This is a genomic window from Lysinibacillus sp. GW823-FHT06C08 (assembly GCF_058795135.1).
Genome location: NZ_JBXAHN010000014.1, coordinates 28,773 through 49,920, shown reverse-complemented (window position 1 = coordinate 49,920; position 21,148 = coordinate 28,773). Strand labels below are relative to the sequence as shown.

The 21,148-nt window shown below is 37.5% G+C and carries 18 protein-coding genes and 1 riboswitch; of the genes, 7 read left to right on the top strand and 11 right to left on the bottom strand.

The features are described from left to right. Positions 1-194 precede the first annotated feature (194 nt). Entirely contained in the window at positions 195-536 is a 342-nt protein-coding gene (locus AC1Q6O_RS21705) for a P-II family nitrogen regulator (protein ID WP_012291989.1), read from the top strand. Positions 537-550: 14 nt separating this feature from the next. Then, complete coding sequence (locus AC1Q6O_RS21700) at positions 551-1,852, top strand: ammonium transporter (RefSeq protein ID WP_089987288.1); 1,302 nt, start codon at positions 551-553, stop codon at positions 1,850-1,852. 76 nt (positions 1,853-1,928) lie between these two features. Here AC1Q6O_RS21700 and AC1Q6O_RS21695 read toward each other — a convergent pair whose 3' ends face one another. Next, positions 1,929-2,429, bottom strand: coding sequence for a methylated-DNA--[protein]-cysteine S-methyltransferase (locus tag AC1Q6O_RS21695; RefSeq protein WP_090003211.1), 501 nt, complete (start codon positions 2,427-2,429; stop codon positions 1,929-1,931). Positions 2,430-2,532: 103 nt separating this feature from the next. Here AC1Q6O_RS21695 and AC1Q6O_RS21690 point away from each other — a divergent pair, with 103 nt between their 5' ends. The 3 genes from AC1Q6O_RS21690 to AC1Q6O_RS21680 all read left to right on the top strand — a co-directional run bounded on the left by AC1Q6O_RS21690 (position 2,533) and on the right by AC1Q6O_RS21680 (position 5,061). Beyond that, a complete protein-coding gene (locus AC1Q6O_RS21690) occupies positions 2,533-3,264 on the top strand; it encodes an ABC transporter ATP-binding protein (RefSeq protein WP_008173703.1) in 732 nt (243 codons plus the stop codon). Then, a complete protein-coding gene (locus tag AC1Q6O_RS21685) occupies positions 3,261-4,013 on the top strand; it encodes an ABC transporter permease (protein WP_089987286.1) in 753 nt (250 codons plus the stop codon). Before AC1Q6O_RS21690 ends, AC1Q6O_RS21685 begins: the two co-directional genes overlap by 4 nt. A 73-nt stretch (positions 4,014-4,086) precedes the next feature. After that, the gene (locus AC1Q6O_RS21680; RefSeq protein ID WP_008173705.1) at positions 4,087-5,061 is read left to right on the top strand and encodes a proline dehydrogenase family protein; all 975 of its coding nucleotides are present in this window, start codon (positions 4,087-4,089) and stop codon (positions 5,059-5,061) included. A 44-nt stretch (positions 5,062-5,105) separates the two neighbouring features. Here AC1Q6O_RS21680 and AC1Q6O_RS21675 read toward each other — a convergent pair whose 3' ends face one another. From AC1Q6O_RS21675 to AC1Q6O_RS21630, 10 genes are all read right to left on the bottom strand, one after another. Then, a complete protein-coding gene (locus AC1Q6O_RS21675; protein WP_008173706.1) occupies positions 5,106-5,717 on the bottom strand; it encodes a response regulator transcription factor in 612 nt (203 codons plus the stop codon). 16 nt (positions 5,718-5,733) lie between these two features. Beyond that, a complete protein-coding gene (locus AC1Q6O_RS21670) occupies positions 5,734-6,882 on the bottom strand; it encodes a sensor histidine kinase (RefSeq protein WP_419690797.1) in 1,149 nt (382 codons plus the stop codon). 123 nt (positions 6,883-7,005) lie between these two features. After that, complete coding sequence (desA, locus tag AC1Q6O_RS21665; RefSeq protein ID WP_008173709.1) at positions 7,006-8,037, bottom strand: Delta(5) desaturase DesA; 1,032 nt, start codon at positions 8,035-8,037, stop codon at positions 7,006-7,008. Between the two features lie 108 nt (positions 8,038-8,145). Then, on the bottom strand, positions 8,146-8,646 hold the full coding sequence (locus AC1Q6O_RS21660; protein WP_090003210.1) for a GNAT family N-acetyltransferase: 501 nt from the start codon (positions 8,644-8,646) through the stop codon (positions 8,146-8,148). Positions 8,647-8,746: 100 nt separating this feature from the next. Beyond that, positions 8,747-12,178, bottom strand: a complete 3,432-nt coding sequence (gene metH, locus AC1Q6O_RS21655) for a methionine synthase (protein WP_089987283.1) — start codon at positions 12,176-12,178, stop codon at positions 8,747-8,749. After that, a complete protein-coding gene (locus AC1Q6O_RS21650; protein ID WP_090003209.1) occupies positions 12,171-14,018 on the bottom strand; it encodes a bifunctional homocysteine S-methyltransferase/methylenetetrahydrofolate reductase in 1,848 nt (615 codons plus the stop codon). The genes metH and AC1Q6O_RS21650 overlap by 8 nt, the downstream gene beginning before the upstream one ends. Before the next feature lie 89 nt (positions 14,019-14,107). Further along, a riboswitch (SAM riboswitch) is annotated at positions 14,108-14,207 on the bottom strand. A gap of 102 nt (positions 14,208-14,309) precedes the next feature. Beyond that, on the bottom strand, positions 14,310-15,704 hold the full coding sequence (locus AC1Q6O_RS21645; RefSeq protein WP_090003208.1) for a protoporphyrinogen oxidase: 1,395 nt from the start codon (positions 15,702-15,704) through the stop codon (positions 14,310-14,312). A gap of 189 nt (positions 15,705-15,893) precedes the next feature. After that, positions 15,894-17,186, bottom strand: a complete 1,293-nt coding sequence (locus AC1Q6O_RS21640; protein ID WP_008176893.1) for a globin-coupled sensor protein — start codon at positions 17,184-17,186, stop codon at positions 15,894-15,896. Between the two features lie 628 nt (positions 17,187-17,814). Next, entirely contained in the window at positions 17,815-19,101 is a 1,287-nt protein-coding gene (locus AC1Q6O_RS21635) for an SEL1-like repeat protein (RefSeq protein WP_008176896.1), read from the bottom strand. A gap of 71 nt (positions 19,102-19,172) precedes the next feature. Beyond that, positions 19,173-20,189: a YdcF family protein gene (locus tag AC1Q6O_RS21630; RefSeq protein WP_043990223.1), complete on the bottom strand. Its 1,017-nt coding sequence runs from the start codon at positions 20,187-20,189 to the stop codon at positions 19,173-19,175. Between the two features lie 184 nt (positions 20,190-20,373). Between AC1Q6O_RS21630 and AC1Q6O_RS21625 the strand changes: the two genes are divergently transcribed. Both AC1Q6O_RS21625 and AC1Q6O_RS21620 read left to right on the top strand, forming a co-directional pair. Continuing rightward, positions 20,374-20,838 (top strand): hypothetical protein, encoded by a 465-nt coding sequence (locus tag AC1Q6O_RS21625; RefSeq protein WP_008176901.1) that lies wholly within the window; start codon positions 20,374-20,376, stop codon positions 20,836-20,838. After that, the gene (locus AC1Q6O_RS21620) at positions 20,826-21,113 is read left to right on the top strand and encodes a DUF2653 family protein (protein WP_008176904.1); all 288 of its coding nucleotides are present in this window, start codon (positions 20,826-20,828) and stop codon (positions 21,111-21,113) included. The genes AC1Q6O_RS21625 and AC1Q6O_RS21620 overlap by 13 nt, the downstream gene beginning before the upstream one ends. The last annotated feature ends 35 nt before the right edge of the window (positions 21,114-21,148 follow it).

Here is a 21,148-nt window from a genome sequence, read left to right as displayed (position 1 = left end):
TTAGAACTGTTCATATTTTAGACACAAATTTTAGTACCGCTTTCATTCCCATTCTAAAACCTTTTTACAGCAACTATTTCGAGAATAAAAATAATTCGTGTGATAAAACCTAACACGAATTTTAAAAAAGTAATTGCACTACTGTTTCAGGCGATTTAACATGTAAATTAAAATTACGCAAGGAGCTGGTACAGATGAAAAAAATCGAAGTCATCATTCGTCCTGAGGTTTTTGGAGCCGTTCGGGACGGTCTGGCACAACAAGGGATTGCAGGACTAAGCGTTTCTGAAATCGCAGGTTGTGGCCGTCAATTAGGGAGGACTGGTTTATTTCGTGGTAATACGTATGAAATTGAGTTTTTACCTAAATTGAAATTAGAAATGATTGTAGATGATAGTAAAGTGGATGGCATTGTAGAAATACTATTGCGCGAAGCAGCAACTGGCAAGGTTGGTGATGGAAAAATTTTCATTTATCCAGTAGAACAAGCAATTCGTATCCGAACAAAAGAAGTCGGATCGATTGCAGTAGAATAAAGGGGGCGATATAGATGGATGAACTATTGTTATCTGTTAATTTAATTTGGGTGATGTTAGGCACAATTTTAGTATTTTTTATGCATGCTGGATTCGCTATGGTAGAGGCAGGGTTTACACGTTCAAAAAATGCTGTAAACATCATCATGAAAAATTTTCTAACTATTTCCCTAGGGGGAATTGTCTATTTTTTATGTGGCTACGCAATTATGTTTGGTGACAGTGTAGGTGGTATTTTCGGCATAAGTGGTTTTGCTTTAAACGGAGTCGATGATCTTTCATTCTTTATTTTCCAAACAATGTTTGCTGCAACAGGAGCAACTATTTTATCTGGTGCTGTGGCAGAGCGTACTAATATTTTTGCTTATATCGGAGTCATTATACTTATGTCATTAGTCGTTTATCCTGTTGTAGGCCATTGGGTTTGGAGTGGCCAAGGTTGGTTGACTGATTTAGGCTTTGTGGATTTTGCTGGCTCAACAGTCGTTCACTTAACGGGAGCTGTAGCTGCCTTTATCGCCGCAGTTATGGTTGGACCACGACTAGGTAAATATGAAAATGGTCGAGTAAATGTTATTACAGGTCATAGTATTCCATTAGGAGCATTAGGCGTATTTTTACTTTGGTTTGGTTGGTTTGGCTTTAATGGCGCATCCACTTTAGCTGCCGATCCTGAACTTGTTCCGAATGTCATCGCAAATACATTTTTTGCAGCGGCCGCTGGTGTCGTAGCAACCTCCTTCTATACGAAGTTCCGTTATGGACATATTGACGGCTCCCTCACATTAAATGGTGCACTAGCAGGACTAGTAGGAATTACAGCAGGTGCAGCAAATGTCAGCATTATCGGCTCTATTATAATTGGCCTTATCGCCGCTCCATTACTTGTTGAAGGTGTGCGATTCATTGAGTGGAAGCTAAAAGTAGATGATCCAGTTGGTGCAATTGCTGTACACGGTATTTGCGGTGTGTGGGGGACATTAGCCGTTGGATTATTTGATAGTAACGGGCAAGGCTTATTTTATGGTGGTGGTTTGAGTTTGCTAGGCATTCAAGCTATCGGTGTGATCGCTACAATAGCCTGGGTTAGTGTATCTGTAGCAGCCGGTATATTTATCATTAAAGCTTTTGTACCTTTACGTGTAACGGTGGAAGAGGAAATTGCTGGTTTAGATGTCATGGAACACGGAGCGCCTGCCTACGAATTCCAAGATATTTTCAAAAGCTCTGCGGTTCGAGGAGAAACCTTTGCCCATCGTTTAACACATTTCGGTAAAACACAAAACACTGTACAACAAGAAGAACAGCACATATAGACAGAAGAAAAATCTGCTCTGCTATTAATAAAGTAGCAGACAGATTTCCTTTTTGAACTAATGGCTAATGAACGTATTAATCTTTCTCTAGTTCTAATAAAAATTGTTTTACATCTAGTCCACTACGAAAGCCTGTTAATTGACCATTTTTGCCAATGACACGATGGCATGGAATAATAGCTAATATTGGATTCGCACCAATAGCACTACCTACAGCCCTAACTGCTTTGGGGTTCCCAATACGTTCTGCGATGCTTCCATACGATGTTGTTGAACCATAGGGTAATTCTTTTAGGGCGTCCCACACAGCTAATTGAAAAGGTGTCCCCTTCACATGGATAGGTACATCAAAGTCTGTCAATTCCTTGTTAAAATAGGCTGTTAATTGTTCCTTATATGGTTGCAATTTTTCTTCATTTTTCTCAAAGCTATAACTTTTAAAAGGCTTTTTTGCCCACTCCTTAACCTCATCAAATGATGCATTAGGCGTTCCAATATAGGCAAGTCCATCAGATGTGGCTACGATGTACATAGCACCTTGTGCAAACGTTAACGTATCGAAATACAATATCTCCATTCCCTATTATCCCTTCATTTCTAAAATCTTATATTTAAACTGCATCTTTCCTTCATTTCATGCTACAGTTATTTTACTGACTATAGCAAAGGAGTTTCACTACATGAATACTCTATACGAGCCTGCCATTCACTTTCAACAAGTTCAATTCTCAGTAAATGACAAAATGATATTAAAGTCAATTACTGGGTCGTTTCCAAAAGGTCAAATTACCACTCTCGTCGGCCCTTCTGGTGCAGGTAAAACAACCCTGCTTAAATTATGTAATGGCCTTCTTTCACCGACAAACGGACATATACTCATTGATAATGAGCCCATCTCAAATTATGAGCCCTCAGCATTACGAAGACATGTTGGTATCGCCCTACAAGCTGCTCCTATGATTGCTGGCACTGTAAAGGAAAACCTCGCACTCCCCCGGACATTGCAGGGAAAAAAACTCTCTCAACAGGAGGCCATTCAATATTTAGAGGATGTTGGCTTAGATGAAAGCTTCTTACACCAATCCACAAATGATTTATCAGGAGGACAGCGTCAAAAGGTTTCTATAGCAAGAACACTTATTAATCAATCCTCTATCTTATTATTAGATGAAATAACTTCTGCACTGGATCGCCAATCTGTAAAGGAAATTGAAAAGCTCATCGCCACTATTAATAAAAAATATAATGTGACGATGATTTGGATTACTCATAATTTGCAACAAGCATTAACGATCGGACACTATACATGGGTCATGATGAATGGGGAGCTAATAGAAACTGGCAAGAGCGCTTTACTTAAAGCACCGACTAACCCACGCGTAGCAGAATTTGTACAGGGGGCTAACATATGACTTATACGTCCTTATCACTAACATTAATTTTCGTGTGCATCCCTCTACTGCTATCCAAAACATTAAAATTAGGACTTGAAAAAGATACGCTTATTGCAACCCTTCGGTCTATCGTTCAATTGCTCGCTGTTGGCTATATACTAAAATTTGTCTTTGATGCAAATAGTTATGTATATATTTTTCTTATGGTTGCGTTAATGATACTAGTCGCTACATTTAATGCTCGAAAAAAAGGAGAAGGTATTAAAGGGATCACCTGGAAAATAGCACTGACACTTGTGATGATAGAAATCATTACACAAGGAGTCTTACTTGGCTTTAACATTGTGCCAGCGACCGCTCAGTATATTATTCCAATTAGTGGTATGTTAATTGGTAATTCAATGGTGTTATCCATTTTATTTTTAAACCGATTTACGGCTGAAATTACTAGCCATAAAGATCAAATGGAATTAATCTTGTCACTTGGAGGCACACCCAAACAAGCTGTTCATCGACAACTTATCAATGCCGTAAAGGCGAGTATGATTCCCACGATTGAAAGCCAAAAAACAATTGGCTTAGTACAGCTACCAGGTATGATGAGCGGCCAAATCATTGGTGGTGCCGACCCCATTCAGGCTGTACAATTTCAACTTTTGATCATCTTCGCTCTCCTAACAACGGCGACATTATCAAGTATCATGATTGGTTTTTTAAGTTATCCTGCACTTTTTAATGAGCGTATGCAAATACTTGAATTGAAATAATTGTTAAGCAGATTTAATATAGTTTTAATAATTTATGATATACTAAAAAGAAAATGCAGTTAGGAGAATGACCATGTTATTACGCGATTTTTTCATCCAGCTATCTGAAAACCAACTATTGAATAGTGCTGCAAAGAAATATGGCCTAAAATTAGGAGCACAAAGTGTAGTAGCTGGTACAAATATTGAAGAAACAATTGCAAGCATCAAAGAACTGAATGCACATAATATCTCATGTACAGTAGATAACCTTGGTGAATTTGTTTCAAGTAAAGAAGAAGCAACTGCTGCAAAAGATAAAATTCTCTCTGTGGTAGAAGCTATTCATGAAAATGATGTAAAAGCACATATTTCATTAAAGCCTTCTCAATTAGGTTTAGATATTGATGTAGATTTCTGCTATGACAATCTGTATGAAATTGTTGAAAAAGCGGCTGCTTATGATATATTTGTTAACTTCGACATGGAGGACTTTGGGCGTCTTCAAACATCTTTTGATATGGTAGAAGAATTGTCTAAAACATTTAATAATGTTGGAACTGTGATTCAATCTTACTTTTACCGTGCAAAAGACGATATCGAAAAATTCAAGGACTACCGTTTACGTATCGTAAAAGGAGCGTATAAAGAGCCTGTTGAAGTTGCTTATCAAGATAAATTGGATATCGATTTAAACTTTATTGAGTTAATTGAATATCATTTACTACATGGTAAATTTACGTCCATTGCTACACATGACCATAATATTATTGCTCACGTTAAACGCTTTGTAGCTGATCATAATATTCCACTTGATAAATTCGAATTCCAAATGCTTTATGGATTCCGTACAGATATGCAAAAAGAGCTAGCTAAAGAAGGCTATAACTTCTGTGTGTACGTTCCATTCGGCGAAGATTGGTACGGTTACTTTATGCGTCGCCTAGCTGAACGCCCTCAAAACCTTAACCTTGTCACAAAACAAGTGTTTACGAAAAAGACGAATACAGTTCTTGCTGTAGCTGCAGGTGCATTCGTTCTTGGACGCTTAACAAAACGCAATAAGTAAAACAGAAAAGAACCTTGCCGCTACCATGCGATAAGGTTCTTTTCTTATTTATTCCATCCTTTTTCTTTAAAGCGTGCAATGGCTTCAATACGATTGCCTACGTTTAATTTTTCTAAAATCGTTGAAATATAATTACGAACAGTTCCAGCAGATAAAAATAGCTCTGCGGCAATTTCCTTCGTTGTTTTGCCCTCTGCCACAAGAGTCAGCACCTGACTTTCTCGCTCAGTTAATGGATTTTCACTATCATCCTCATACACAAAATCAACGAGCTCAGGGGCATAAATTCGTTTACCATCCATAATAGTCCGGATTGCAGAAACTAATTCCTCAATAGGGCTATCCTTTAATAAATATCCCCTTACACTAGCTTTTCTAGCACGCTCGAAATAACCTGGTCTAGCAAATGTAGTTAAAATAATGACTTTACAATCCAAGCCAGAGCCATGCATTTCTTCTGCTGCATCAAGGCCAGTTTTAACTGGCATTTCAATATCCATAACACAAATATCAGGCTGGTGCTCTTTAACAAGCATCAATGCTTCCTCACCATTTTTTGCTAAGCCAACGACCTCCATATCCTCCTCCATACTAAGTAAAGAGCGAAGAGCGCCTAATAGCATCCCCTGATCTTCAGCAATCACAATTCGTATCATGTCACAAGCCTCTTTTCTATATGTTCTTCAGATTTTCTTTCACACTTTGATGCGTAATAGCCACTGGAATGGTTACTGATAATGTCGTGCCGTCCACACTTTCAATTTTGAAAGAACCGTTGATAAACTCTAATCGCTCACGCATTCCTTTTAATCCGTTCCCAGTTTTCCATGCTTGTTTTTTCGTAATGCCTTGTCCATTATCACGAACTACTAAGTAAACTTCTTTAAAATTTTGATGGAAAGCTATTTCGCATTTTGTCGCACCACTATGTTTCACAACATTATTAACAGCCTCTTTTAAGCACATAGACAAAACATTTTCTACAAGCGGTGGCACTTGCAAGGCATTTTTATCGCCTTCAAAGACAAATTCCATTTCTGCTGCCTTTAATATTTGAGAAATACGCATGAGCTCATCTTCAAATTTTGCTGTACGCATGTCTGAAACTAATTCACGAACCTCTTTTAAGGCGATACTGGCAGTTTGGCGTATATCCTTAATTTCAACTAAAGCTTGCTGTGGATCACGATCAATTAACCTTGATGCTAAATCACTTTTCAAACCGATCATAGACAATTTTTGCCCCAGTGTATCATGTAAATCACGTGCAATACGTTGTCGTTCTTCAAAAACAATTAACTCTGCAATACGCTCATTGGCCGTTTCTAACTGCCCTTCTAAGTTTTCGCGTTTATTTTTGGAATAGATCGTTAGCGGTAGTAGAACAACAGCTAAAATAGTTAACACGACAAAAGGTAATTGTGATAAAAATAATTGAAGCTCAACAAAAAAGCCGGCACCTGTAGATATGACTGTAAAGCCAATATGTAGACCGTACATAATATAGAAACCAACTGGTCTTCGTATATTTCCAATAAAAAAGGCTGTAAAAATGGAAAGATAAACATAACCATATAAAATCGTCATGACAATATTAATAACCATTTCAAAGCTGATCCACATATATACTAGTCCGCTTTTCGAATTCATGGAAAATCGATAGAAAATAAAATATAGCATTAAAAACGTAATGCCTATAGAGATTTCTATATAAGATGATTTTCTAAAAATGAAGAAAAACGGTAGAAAGCAAAAAATAATCCATAAATATATACTGAGCATAGGACTATTCGGAATAATACTATGCCATTTTCTCAACATAATCTCACGCTCTTTCCTACTTTTCCCTTATTATAACAAGAAAATTATTTTTTTGCCCGTACATGCTTATTTTCTCGGCTATATTTAAAACAGCCATCTCTCTAATTGAGATGGCTGTTTTAACTAAGCGGCAATACTGCCTTTTGCTTTCCGTTTTATAATTAATTCGACTTCTTTAAACGTTACAAATTTACTTTGCTCTTCATCATATAGCTTATAACGCAATGATTCTAAACTAGTTCGTAAAGTAATCGTTGTCGCCGTGTGTAATGGCGGCGTTTCATTATGAGCCTTTTCAAGATTATAGTTAGGTACACGAGGAGCCAAGTGATGGACATGATGGAAACCGATATTCCCTGTAACCCATTGTAAAATTTTCGGCAATTTGTAATATGAGCTACCTTCTACTGCAGCTTTCACATAATCCCACTCTGAATCATGTTCAAAGTAAGAATCTTCATATGTGTGCTGAATATAAAATAACCAAATTCCTAAAGCACCCGCAATAAATAGTGTCACACCTTGGACTAATAAAAATGCTTGCCAGCCCATAAAGAAGATTAAAGCGGCACAAACTCCGGCAATGACAATATTCGTTAACATTGTGTTGGTACGTTCCTTTTGCTTTGCATCCTTACGATTAAAACGATTTAAAACAAGTACCATATATAAAGGTCCTAAACCAAACATTACAAATGGATTACGATAGAAGCGATACCATAATCGTTGACCCTTTGAGGATTGCATATATTCTTCCACAGTCATCATATCAATATCACCGATACCACGCTTGTCTAAGTTTGAGCTTGTTGCATGGTGAATTGTATGCTCACGCTTCCATTTTTCATATGGGAATGACGTTAACACTCCAGTAAAAAATCCAACCCAGTCGTTTGCCTTTTTACTTTTGAAAAATGACCCGTGTGTACAATCATGAAAGATAATAAAAGTTCTTACGACAAAACCAGCTGAAATAACGCTTAAACCAGCTGTTAGCCATGGTGAAACATCAACTAACAAGTAACCTGCCACCCACAAAGCAAATAACGGTACAATGGTATTGATCATTTGAAAAACACTTTTACGCATATCTGATTTAGCAAAAGGCGCTACATCTTGGCGTAATTTTTTTGTTTTTTCTTTAATTGTTGCCATCTTTTACTCCCTCGTTTCCTTTTCCTTATGATCTCATCATAAAACAAGAGTATAAGTCAGCAACAGACGCAAACATCACAAAAAGGATATGACATTTGTCATATCCTTTTATGAATTGGGTCCAGTCAGATGCAGTTGGTAGAACACAAGATCTAGCCATTGTTCAAATTTATAGCCTGCATTTTTAATGGTTCCTGCATATTCAAAGCCTAGTTTCTCATGTGCTTTAATACTACCAATATTTTCTCCATCTATACCAGCAACCAATGTCTTTACCCCTTGTTCCTTCGCTTTCTCTATTAGCTTAAGCATAAGATTCGTTGCAATACCTTTTTGATAGCGGTCCTTATGTACATAAACGGAGTGCTCCATTGTATATTTATAACCCGGATAAGGACGGAATTGACTATAAGTTGCAAAGCCAGCGACCATCCCATTATCGTCATATACAAACAACGGATTTCCTAATGCTTGCTGGTCGCTAAACCATTTCTTTTTTTCATCTAAAGATTGAATTTCATATCGATAGACTGCTTTGCTCGTTAAAATAATATCATTATAAATTTCTAACACCTCAGGTATATCTTTTTCTTCCATCAATCGAATCATTTTCCTCACGTCCTTCCGAAATTATCCTTACCTTCAATAGCAAGAAAAGAAGATATAGATAGGCAATCCATCCACTATCTATATCCTCATATTTTACGCCTTATACATTGAAGTATCGAGCATCAGGATGAGCAAAAACAATCGCCGATACAGATGCTTCTGGCTCCATCATAAAGCCTTCCGTTAAATGAACACCAATATCCTCAGGCTTTAATAAGCCAAACAATTTTTCTTGATCCTCTAAGTTTGGGCATGCTGGATAACCAAATGAAAAACGTTGCCCCTGATACTTAGCCGCAAAACGATCGCGCATCGTGAAGTCTGTCACGTCTGGGAAACCCCATTGATCACGAATTTCTTGATGCATGCGTTCAGCAAAGCCCTCTGCTAATTCTAGTGCCGTCGACTGCAAGGCATGACTTTCAAGAAATTTACCATCTTCTTTTAGTTGACGAGCTTTTGCCATAACTCCTTGCCCTGCTGTCACTACCATAAGTGCAACATAATCCATTTCTCCACTTTCTACCGTTCTTAAGAAATCAGCCAGGCATAAAAAAGGTTCGACCTGCTGACGTGGGAAAGTAAAACGTTCAATTTCTGTTTTGTTATCTGCTGGATCATAAATAATTACATCATCTCCATCTGCTTGGGCAGGGAAAAATTGATATAAACCTGAAGGCTTTAAAAGATCACTTTTTAAATAATCATCCACTAAATCTTTAAGCTCTGTTGCTCTAGGATCGCCAGCATCTAGTAATGGTTGAACTTGCCCTTTTAACCCCAGATGGTGCCCAAGCAATGTCCGCATATTCACATATGGATATAAATGTGAAACAGCATATTCTTTCTTTACATGACGACGCAAATCAGCCGGTAAAAATACGGGTGCTTCCTTTACTGTACGAGCAGGTTTTATTGTAATCTCTTTGACAGGACGAGCTGCTCGTTTTTCATCTGCCTCTAAACGTTTTTGGCGAGATTCCGCTATTTCTGCTAAGAAATTTTCACGTGTCCCCGCACCCATTAATAAATTGGCCTGCTCTAATCCCTGCATCGCATCCTTTGCGTAAATAACAGGACCACCATATTCATCAGCAATTTTTGTTTCCGTAAAACGCCGGGAAAGTGCAGCTCCACCTACTAAAATTGGCACATCAATTCCTGCCTCTTTGAAATCTTGGGCGGTAGTGACCATCTGCTGTGCTGATTTAACTAATAGACCCGATAACCCAATGAAATCTGGCTTTTCCTTGCGAATAGCTTCTATTAATTGAGCAGGCGTCACCTTAATACCTAAATCTACAACCTTATAGCCATTGTTACTTAAAATAATATCAACAAGGTTTTTTCCAATATCGTGCACATCACCTTTTACAGTAGCAAGCACCATTTTCCCCTTGCCTGCACTCTCCTCGTTCTTCTCCATATATTGCTCTAAATGGGCAACAGCAGCCTTCATCACTCCAGCAGATTGTAAAACCTCTGCTACGATCAATTGGTTATCATTAAATAAACGACCAACCTCAGCCATCCCATTCATTAAAGGCCCATTTATAATATCAAGAGGTGACTCAAATATTTCTCGGGCAGCCTCTAAATCAGCAATAAGTCCTTCTTTGGTCCCCTCCAATATATAGTAGGCTAAGCGACCTTCTACAGTTTTCGGAATATCTGCTTCAGTCTTTTCCTTCTTTTTATCACGATAAAAATCGGTAAATACGGCTAATGTTTCATCATTTGTATTAAATAACAAGTCATTGGCTAGTTTAATTTCCGCTTCTGGAATTGAGGCATACCGTTCTAGCTTTTCAGTATTGACAATGGCATAATCTAAACCAGCCTGTGTACAATGATAAAGATATACAGCATTGAGAACCTCGCGTCCAACCGGTGGTAAGCCAAACGAAATATTACTAACTCCAAGCACCGTTAATGCACGGGGCATTTTTTCTTTAATGAGACGAATTCCTTCAATTGTTTCTAGTGCTGAGCCAATATATTGCTCATCTCCCGTTCCTACTGGGAACATTAATGGGTCAAAAATGATATCTTCAGGTTGCATTCCCCATTTTTCTGTGAGTAATTGATAGGAACGTTCAGCAATTTCAAGCTTCCGATGACGATCGACTGCCATCCCTGTTTCATCGATTGTTCCCACAACTAACGAGGCACCGTACTTTTTCACTAATGGCAATACGGCATCAAACCGTTCTTCACCATCTTCTAGATTAATAGAGTTAATGATGGCCTTCCCTTGCGAAAACTTGAGTGCCTCTTCAATAACCTTTTCGTCTGTGGAATCAATAACAAGTGGAACCTTAACTTTTTTCACGACCTCCTGCATAAAGCCACGGATATCTGCTAATTCATCACGATCTGGGTTCGCCAAGCAAATATCTATGACATGTGCGCCATTTTTCACTTGCGCCCTTGCGATCTCTGCTGCTTCCTCAAATTTCCCATCAATAATTAAGTTTTTGAATTTACGAGAACCAATAACATTTGTTCTTTCCCCAATAAATAACGGACGCATAGAATCATCGTATAGAAGTGGCTCGATACCTGATACTGCGTGACCATGCGTTTTTTCTGGTAGCTGACGAGGCTTTTCATCTTTTAAAATTTCACGTATAGCCGCAATATGTGCAGGAGTTGTACCACAGCATCCACCCACAATATTGAGCCAACCCTTTTCTGCAAATCCTTTTAATTTTTGCGATAAAGATTCTGGAGACTCATGATAACATCCTTCTTCATCAGGTAAGCCTGCATTTGGATAACAGCTAATATACCCCGTTGACAGCTCTGCTAATGAGCGAATATGATCCGTCATAAATTCAGGTCCCGTCGCACAGTTTAAGCCCACCGATAATGGTTGAATATGCTCGATGGAAATATAAAAGGCATCAATGGTTTGCCCTGCAAGAGTAGTCCCCATAGGCTCAATTGTTCCAGAAATCATCACAGGTAATTCTTTACCAGTTACCTCGAAAGCACGAGTTACCCCAAGGGTACCTGCTTTCACATTTAACATATCCTGACTTGTCTCTAGCAATAGCACATCTGCCCCTGCTTCAATCAATGCCTTTGCCTGCACAAAGAAATTTTCTTCTAATTCATCAAATGTAATGCCGCCTGTAACTGACAACGTCTTCGTTGTTGGACCCATTGCGCCTGCAACAAAGCGGGGCCAGTCGGAAGTCGTATAATTGTCAACTGCTTGACGGGCAATTTCAACTGCACGTTTATTAATTTCTTCCGCTTTTGCACCTAGATTATATTCATTTAATACAAGAGGTGTTCCACCAAATGTATTTGTACAAATAATATCTGCCCCTGCCTCTAAGTACTTATGATGAATTTTCTCAATGACATCAGGTCTAGTAAGCACTAAATTTTCATTACAGCCATCTAGGTCCTCTCCACCAAAATCATCTGCTGATAAGTTTTCATTTTGCAGCATGGTTCCCATTGCGCCATCTAGAATTAATATTCTTTTATCAAGTTGTTCTTCAATCATGTGCTTAGCCATTTATACTTACCCCTTTTTTCTGTTCATCCAATTGCTCTATATATTTCATTAATTCTAATGTCACATCGTAGCGTAAAAATGGTGTAATAAGGTAAATACCTTGGAAATATTGCGCAGCCACTTCTACTAATTCCTTGGCAATTGCAATCCCCTCAAGTGTAGCGCGTTCCTTATCTTCACCACATGCTTTCATCCTTGATAAAGCATCTTCAGATAATTTTATGCCTGGCACCTCATGATGTAAAAACTCTGCACTTTTATAACTCGTAACGGGCATAATGCCAATATAAATCGGTGCTTGTAAATGCTTCGTTGCTTCATATATTTCTATAATTTTTTCCTTTGTATAAACAGGCTGTGAAATGAAATAGTCTGCTCCATGCTCAATCTTTTTTTCTAAGCGTGCCACAGCACGATCTAAAACACGAACATTAGGGTTAAATGCAGCAGCCACAGAGAAGTTAGCCTTTTTCCGTAGTGGTTTCCCTGAGAAAGAAACCCCTTCATTTAATTGTTTAATTAATTGGATAAGCTCCATCGAGGAGACATCATATACGCTAGTGGCACCAGGGAAATCTCCAACCTTCGTTGGGTCACCCGTAACAGCTAGCACATCATGAATTCCTAAGGCATTTAACCCCATTAAATGTGATTGAAGACCAATTAAATTACGATCTCGACAGGTAATATGTGTAAGGGGGCGCACGCCATTAGTACTTTTCAATAACGCCCCCATTGCAATATTGCTAATACGTGGGGATGCCAATGAATTGTCTGCCATCATCACTACATCGGCACCTGCCTCATATAGTTGTTTGGCCCCTTCAAGAAATCCATCTATTTCTAAGTGTCTAGGTGTATCCAACTCTACGATGACCGAGCGTTCACGCTTTACTTTTTCATGAAGTGGTTCAAATTTAGCTGGCTCGGCATCACGAACAATTTCAATCTTTTTAGGCTTCGCATGCTTTTCACTAACTGGTGATAGCTCTTCTAAATACTTCTTTGCGGCTGCAATATGCTTTGGTGTCGTACCACAACAACCCCCAATTAAGCGAACACCCTGATCACGCAGTTCAACAGCAGCGCGACCAAAATAATCAGCCTCCGACTCATAAACAACACGCCCGTCCTCTAAATCTAATAGCGAAGCATTTGGATAGGCTGACATAAATGCCTTTGCCGGAAGTTCTACAGCCTCAAACGCTTGAATCGTATGATATGGACCTAGACGGCAATTGACACCAACAATATCTGCACCAAGAATCTCTAACTCATGTAGCGCATTATTTAAAGACATACCATTTTGTAAAACACCAGGCTCATGCATAGATACTTGAGCAATTATCGGTATATTAGTTTTGGCGCGTAGCACGTTTAATGTTGCTGTTAATTCTTCAAAATCATAATAAGTTTCGAGTAAAAGGCCATCAGGATTTCCTGCAAGTAACACACTTGCCTGCTCTTCAACGGTCGCTAATATGTCATCTAATGTTGCATCGCTTTTACGAATGCCACGAATTCCACCAATTGTTCCTAAAACAAATTGACCGCCATCCGCTGCTGCTCGCTTAGCAATAGTAATAGCTGCTTCATTAAATTGTTTGACACTTGATTCTAGTCCATAGCGAGCTAATTTAATGGCATTGGCACCGTACGTATTCGTTTGAATAATATCAGCACCCGCTGCGATATATTCTCTATGAATCTTTTCAATTAATTCAGGTCTCTGAACATTCATTTCCTCATGACAATACTCCAATCCATAGCCATACAACACTGTGCCTATTGCACCGTCTGCCGTCAATACATGCGTTTTTAATTTTTCAAGCAATCCCATAAAACTAGCCTCTCTTCCTCTATTTCTGTATAATAAAAAGCCTTCTTTTATATAAAAAGAAGGCTTTAACGACTCATCATTATTGTTCCTTCTCATCTTCGACTCAACGGTCTTCTGGATTTAGCACCTGACAAAAAGTTGGTTGCTGAAGCTTCAATGGGCCAGTCCCTCTGCTTCTCTTGATAAGAATTATTAAGTATGAATTTTTTAAATAATTAAAAGAATCATATCGTTTACAGACGAATGAGTCAAGACTATTTCACATAACAAAGAAATTATTTGCTTAAAAACTTAGAAATTGGATAGTTCTTCTGCAAGCTCTTCACCAATTTTTTTCCCATTTTGAATGCAAGCACCAATACCTACTCCAAAATAAGAGCAACCCGCTATCGATAAATTCGGATAGTTTTCATTCAGCTCTAGTAGTAAGCCTTGTAGCGCTTCCCGGTGAGCTAAGTCATATTTAGGCATTTGATCAATCCACTTTGTGACATTCACAACGGTTGGCTTTTCATCAATTCCTAGGCTTTTCCGAACATCTTCTAAAGCGACGGCTGCCAATTCGTCGTCAGTCATTTTACGTAACTGCTCATACGCCGGATTAATACTCTTATAGAATAGGCGAACAAGTAGTTGATTGTTTTTCGATGTATGCTTCCACTTGCGACTCGTCCAAGTTGCTGCATTACAAGTGACATCAGAATTATGCGATACAATATAGCCTGTTCCATCCGCAGGTAAGTTTGCATCAGGCACATCAAAGCCTAGATAAATAGTAATGGCTGATGCTGTAGTAAACTGATCAAAATAATGTGTTAAGGAGTCGTCCTGTAATATACTTTGAACCGCTTCATTCGGTAGCGCTAGAACAACATAATCTGCCTCAATGTATTGACCATTTGCTAATGAAATCGAATACTTGTTCTCCATTTTTTGGACATGATTTGTGGCTACCCCTTTAATGATGTCTACCTCTGTTAATTTCTGTTCTAATCGCTCAATTAAAGAGGATAATCCATTTTGAAATGAAATAAATTTTTTATTAGCAGCTTTAACAAATTGCTCACGATTCGCATCAAAACCTTTTATGATACTTCCATAGTCATTTTTATAGTCAATTAAATACGGTAAAGTGGAGGCAATAGAAAGTTGGTGTAAATCACCAGAATAGACACCTGCTAAAACAGGTGCAATTTGATTTTCCACAAGCTCTTCGCCAAGATAATAAGTTAAAAATTCCCCTATTGAGCTTTCTTTTGTAAAACCTGCATTGGGTAAAGTTAAATCTTTTAAAGCTTCTTGTTTGGCCTGGTCAGAGATAAGTGTGCTTTCCTCAAGTGATGCCACACTCATAGGTATACCGAAAGTAGAATCCGCTGGAATGGCGTGCAGCTCGTTATTTGTATAAATATAGGATATACCTGTTTCGTTGTAAACGAGATGATCTTCAAAGTCTAGCTCCTGCACTAGCTCCATTACACCTTTATGGCGAGCTACGATTGAATCAGCACCAGTTTCCATAATAAAACCTTGTTCATAGGCTGAATATAGTTTGCCACCTAAATATGTATTTTTTTCTACGAGCACTAGCTGAACATCTAAATTTTTTTCCTTCACTTGGCGTTGCAGATAATGCATTGTGCATAAACCAGTAATACCGCCACCTAATACAACAACTGTTTTCATAGTAAACCGCCCCTATTTTTAGTTCTGTCTACAGTATAAACTTATTTTCATTGAAAATTACGTTAAACCCTTTACAAATTTAGCAAAAATAGAGCTATCTCAACTGTGAGATAACTCTAGCTCCAAGAATATGCTTACTAAACACACATTATAATGAGTACTATAGTGTTTAATATAGCTACTAGTGATCTAGCTTTTTAAATTTTGGGCAAAGCTAGCTAATTTTTCTGCTGAGTTCGTTACTTCAGTAAAAGAACTACCCAACCCACTTAATATACCTGCGATTGCTTGTATTTTCGTCGCCATGCAATCATTTTGATCTTTTGCTTCTGTCATTGCCCCTACTATATTTGTAAATTGTCCTTCCGTGTGTAACATATTATCCTCACCAGATGCCACCTCATCTTGGATATGAATGAGAGATTGCTCTAATTTCCCGGTGCGTTCACTCGTTTTTTGCAACAATAATGCAACAGCGGTGACAGATTCCTTTGTTTGAATGGATAATTTACGTACTTCATCAGCTACTACACTAAATCCCTTCCCTGCTTCTCCGGCACGGGCTGCTTCAATAGCAGCATTTAAGGCTAACAAATTGGTCTGATTGGCAATATTGGTAACGACACTCATAATCGTTTCCATTTCCTTCGACATATCAGATAATTGTTCAATATTTTCTTCTATATCATGAAGAGATTGAATAATATTATGCATATTTAGTGATTGTTTCTTTAAACATTCACGTCCATCCAGTGCTTGGTTTTCAGCCAGCGTAGACACTTCTAGCGATCTCTTTGCCAATTGTTCAATTTCCCCAGACTGCTCGCTTAGTCTGCAAAATGAATTATTGGTTTCCTGTGAAATGGTCGCAAGCAATTCAGAGGAGTGTACAATTTGTCGTTCAATTGCTTCTTTTTCTAGTTCCATGTTTTCTTTATGCTGTTCAACAGTATTTTCATATGCCTCTAAAACAAGTTGCTGCTCGAAATTACAAATTTTAGAAATGGCCCTTATTGTATTAAACTGATCTCGCGGATGATCGATATGCTGTTCAACCAAGTCTATAAATGAGAGAGATAAATCTTGGAACGCGCAAATATACCATTGTGTTCTAAGCCCAATATGTACGTGCACCTTTGCAATTTTCACACGCCTTTGGTAAAATTCCTCATCAATCGTTCCGTTAAACATTTCAATAATGTGCTGCCGTAACGTTATTTTAAGCTTTTCTACAGAACTATGATGACTAATAATATTTACCAAATGTTGTTCGGTACCGATCATATTGTAAAAACGGTTTACGATGTGATCAACATTGTCCATAACATACGGCTGGAATGCTTTTAAATATTGTAAGTCTTGCTTCGTTACATTTAGCATTTCAATTTGCTTCACCATTAATTGGCGATTAGACAGCTCCATTTTCACCGTATATTGCTGTAAATCCAACGCCTTCGTCTTACTCTGTTTTTGAAAAATCACTTATCTTCCCTCTTTCGTTCCGTTTACTTTATCAGGCTGAGAAACAATAAATACCTTTTAGCATATTGATTGATACAACAAAAAATACCGATTAATAGGCTGACCATATTACTATGTTCCCATTTTCTTCAACTATTTCATTTGTCACACTGCTTCCTCCAAAAGCAGCCACACATTGTTCTATCATGAATAAAAGGTGAATTGCACTCAACTAACAGATTTTCTCTATACATTGACTACAGTCGATTTATTTATGTATGATTTCATTTCAAAATTACTCATTTACCTTAAACATTTTAAAAATTACTGTCAATTTTATTTATACCATAATTTTACATAACATATATATAAAGTCCTTACTACTACATTGCCTGAATTTCACCAAAAAAAAGCTACCACAATATTATTGGTAGCCTTTTGTTTCATTTGTTTGTTTGATTATGCTTATTTTTTTTATCTTTTTTCTATTTTTCAATTGATTATCATTAAATTTCACTATATTAATATTTTATACCCTTATTCTAAATAATTATAAATACTCATAAATAAACCCTCATACAATACAAAAGGATTATTAACTTAGACCATATAAATAATCTTAATGAACCATGAAATTTTAATATAAAATTTACAATTCCTTAAGTTCCTCTACTAATTTTGCGGCTTCTTCTATGCCAGCATCTGCTGCAAGTCCATACCACTTAATAGCCTCCTTCAGATTTCTGGCCACTCCCACACCTTTATTATATATATGACCAAGCTGTAGCTTCGCATCTGCATCGCCTTGCAGAGCAGCCTGTTTAAACCAATGAATGCCCTTTTCAATATTTCGAATGCCTGTTAAGCCTTTACTCCAAATAAATCCTAGATCATAAAAGGCATCGATATGAAATTGCTCTGCTGCTCTTTCATACCAAAATAAACCTCGATTTATATCTTTTGCTTGATCAAGACGCCCCTCTAGATATATACCGCCTAGACGATACTGTGCGTCCACATATCCTGTTTCGGCAGACTTTTTATACGCATTAAAAGCTGCATTCGTATCTTTTTTGACTCCTAATCCTTGCTCATACATAATTCCTAGCGTAAACATAGCCTCCGCCACATTCTTACTAGCTGCAAAATCAAACCATTTTCTTGCTAGAGTAAAATCCTGCGGCACACCCTCTCCATTAAAGTACATATCCGCTAAATTATTGGCAGCATCGGCATGCCCCTGTAAAGCAGCCTTTTCATATAAAGAAAAAGCCTGAGTATAATTCTCCTCAACACCGACTCCCTCAAAATAAAAATTCCCTAGCACGTATTGCGCATCTGCATTTCCTTGGGCTGCGGCTAATTCGAACCATTTTAGTGATTTTTCAGGTTGAAAACAATTCCCTTCCTTAGCATTGTAATACTCCCCTAGCTGATATTGTGCATCCGTGTCCTGATCCTCAACCGCCTCTTTATATAGATCAATCATTACCTCATGATCTAAGTCTTCTTCATCTAAAATCTTGACTTGATTATCCTGATGGCAGAAATACCATTCAACTACATCAAGTACATCATCTACCACTTCTATTCTGCTTGTTAATCTTTCGAGGGATGAAATTTGCCAAATGAGTATATAGATTGGTTGTGGAATAGCATCACGCAACACATCATCATACTCTGCTAACAGCGTTAATACATTGTCCTGCACAGATTGAATTTGATCTGAATGGACAATTTGCAAATGTCGCTGTTGCTGATCTTTTAATAACCCTCGCACTATTTGATACAGTATTTTTTGCAAGGCTGTTAAGTTAACTTCAGTGAATGTTAGTAATTTTATATGTTGAGCAAACCATGTATTTTTCGTTTGTATGATTTCTTGTAGGGAATGAATGCGTTCCTTATTGCGCTTAGCTAAAATTTGCTCGTACATTGTTTTCCTCCCTTGCACATTATGTAAAAAACTGCCTTGCCACTATTATATGGAAGACAGTTGAATTTTGGTTACACATATGCTCGCAACAGTAAGCCTATAAATAACGTAATGATTAAAAAAACTGTAATATGGGCCCATTTATTCATTTCTAACAAGCCTATAAATTCTCTTGTAAATGCATTAGGAACATAGTAAAAGGCTGTTTTTGAGCCAACCCCTTCTGCATCTAGTTTTGCTTTTTTTGCATAGAGACTTGCGCGAAATACGTGAAAATTATTTGTCACAAATATGGAACGGTATTTTTCGCCTTGAGCATGTTGATCCATTATGTTTTTCGTAAAAATCATATTTTCTTCTGTATTGGTCGACTGATCTTCCATTAGAATTTTATTCGCAGGAATATCATGGACATCTAATAAATAGGTTTTCATAGCCCTAGCCTCTGATACTTTTTCATCAGTCCCTTGACCACCTGAGACAATGATAAATGGTCTTTCCCCGTACTTTTTGTATTGCTTTACCGCTTCATTTAAGCGACTTGCTAAAAGTGGTGGAACTCTATCGCCAATTAATCCTGATCCTAGGGCTATTATATAATTTGGTTCATAGCGAATAGGTGTGAAATGATACAATACAGCATATGCTAGGACACTTGTGTATAAAAACATTGTATAGCCAAAAATTAAAAACGCATAGAAGAAAAGAATATGCCAAAGCACATTTTCAATCTGAATAAAAATGACGAATACATACCATATCATCATAATAACAAAACTTAGCCCCAAAATAGCTAACATTAAATTCCGTACTTTACGTCCTTCCTTCTCTAACAAAACCTTACTATTGAAAAACATGGCTATAGATAAAATAAACATGATACTAGGAAAGCTTCCTAGCATAATAAAAATCCCCATTTCTGAAATGATTCCCTGATCATTTGGCAGCAATAAAGGATACTGCATAATGAACGCTCTGATTATATATACCCCTATTAAACCAAGAGCTACCGCGTTGAGGAAACGCCTTTTTTCTGTCAGATACAGCAATAAAAATATGGAGATGAAGGTTATTAATGTGACTAGCATCGTTTCACCCCTTTCTATTGTATAATTTCCACAAATACTTCATCTGTCACTATTTGTTCAAATTTTTTGATATTGCTCATTTCTAGAAGGTATTGGTTTTATTTTTTAATAAAGTTCATGTAATATTACTATATAAGAACTAGTTTATGACCAAACCAAAAATTATATTGGAGGAATGTAAGTAATGAAAAAAATTCTTGCCGCTCTATTTGCAGCGACACTAATATTTTCCACAGTTGGTGCAACATTATTCATCTCTGATACACCAACAGCAGAGGCTAAATCCTATAAATCAGGTAAAAAAGGCTTCTCAAACAATAACAATAGCTCAAATATCCAGAAGTCTCAGGACACTTCTAAAGATCAAAAAAATGCCACAACAAATAAAAACAACACAAACTCAACAAATAAAGCTGATACAACCAAAAAAGGTGGTTTCTTCTCAGGTGGCCTTATGAAAGGATTAATGCTTGGGGGACTTGCAGGTTTATTATTCGGTAGCTTATTTAGCGGTATGGGTTTACTAGGAAATATTTTAGGTTTACTCATTAACGTAGCTGCAATTGCCGTTATTGTGATGCTAGTCGTAAAAATTATGAATATGTTTAAAGATAAAAAACGCAAAGAGGAAGCCCAATGGCACAAATAATTAACGAGCAAGATATTATTAACGCTATTTGTTTATCTCAAGCGTATTATAAGAGCATTCGCCCCGAGGATGTTATCGTCGAATTGACATACGATGATGACACAGGCTTCGGTGCGGAGGTTGAAGTAAATGGTCAAATCGAAATACTCAATACAGGAGCCATGATTGGTGCCTTGCGTGTTTGGATAAAAGATGTTCTCCATGGTGATCCTTTTTCAACAGGTATTGAACTTGTTTTAGACGATGAAGAAGGCATTATAGCAAAGCTTTCATAAAATATAGCCGTACAATGAATCTTTCATCAGATTCA

Excerpts from the sequence above, each read along its gene's own strand:
- AC1Q6O_RS21705 (WP_012291989.1), top strand. The coding sequence starts at position 195 with ATGAAAAAAATCGAAGTCATCATTCGTCCTGAGGTTTTTGGAGCCGTT.
- AC1Q6O_RS21700 (WP_089987288.1), top strand. The coding sequence starts at position 551 with ATGGATGAACTATTGTTATCTGTTAATTTAATTTGGGTGATGTTAGGC.
- AC1Q6O_RS21695 (WP_090003211.1), bottom strand. The coding sequence starts at position 2,429 with ATGGAGATATTGTATTTCGATACGTTAACGTTTGCACAAGGTGCTATG.
- AC1Q6O_RS21690 (WP_008173703.1), top strand. The coding sequence starts at position 2,533 with ATGAATACTCTATACGAGCCTGCCATTCACTTTCAACAAGTTCAATTC.
- AC1Q6O_RS21685 (WP_089987286.1), top strand. The coding sequence starts at position 3,261 with ATGACTTATACGTCCTTATCACTAACATTAATTTTCGTGTGCATCCCT.
- AC1Q6O_RS21680 (WP_008173705.1), top strand. The coding sequence starts at position 4,087 with ATGTTATTACGCGATTTTTTCATCCAGCTATCTGAAAACCAACTATTG.
- AC1Q6O_RS21675 (WP_008173706.1), bottom strand. The coding sequence starts at position 5,717 with ATGATACGAATTGTGATTGCTGAAGATCAGGGGATGCTATTAGGCGCT.
- AC1Q6O_RS21670 (WP_419690797.1), bottom strand. The coding sequence starts at position 6,882 with ATGTTGAGAAAATGGCATAGTATTATTCCGAATAGTCCTATGCTCAGT.
- desA (WP_008173709.1), bottom strand. The coding sequence starts at position 8,037 with ATGGCAACAATTAAAGAAAAAACAAAAAAATTACGCCAAGATGTAGCG.
- AC1Q6O_RS21660 (WP_090003210.1), bottom strand. The coding sequence starts at position 8,646 with ATGATTCGATTGATGGAAGAAAAAGATATACCTGAGGTGTTAGAAATT.
- metH (WP_089987283.1), bottom strand. The coding sequence starts at position 12,178 with ATGGCTAAGCACATGATTGAAGAACAACTTGATAAAAGAATATTAATT.
- AC1Q6O_RS21650 (WP_090003209.1), bottom strand. The coding sequence starts at position 14,018 with ATGGGATTGCTTGAAAAATTAAAAACGCATGTATTGACGGCAGACGGT.
- AC1Q6O_RS21645 (WP_090003208.1), bottom strand. The coding sequence starts at position 15,704 with ATGAAAACAGTTGTTGTATTAGGTGGCGGTATTACTGGTTTATGCACA.
- AC1Q6O_RS21635 (WP_008176896.1), bottom strand. The coding sequence starts at position 19,101 with ATGTACGAGCAAATTTTAGCTAAGCGCAATAAGGAACGCATTCATTCC.
- AC1Q6O_RS21630 (WP_043990223.1), bottom strand. The coding sequence starts at position 20,189 with ATGCTAGTCACATTAATAACCTTCATCTCCATATTTTTATTGCTGTAT.
- AC1Q6O_RS21625 (WP_008176901.1), top strand. The coding sequence starts at position 20,374 with ATGAAAAAAATTCTTGCCGCTCTATTTGCAGCGACACTAATATTTTCC.
- AC1Q6O_RS21620 (WP_008176904.1), top strand. The coding sequence starts at position 20,826 with ATGGCACAAATAATTAACGAGCAAGATATTATTAACGCTATTTGTTTA.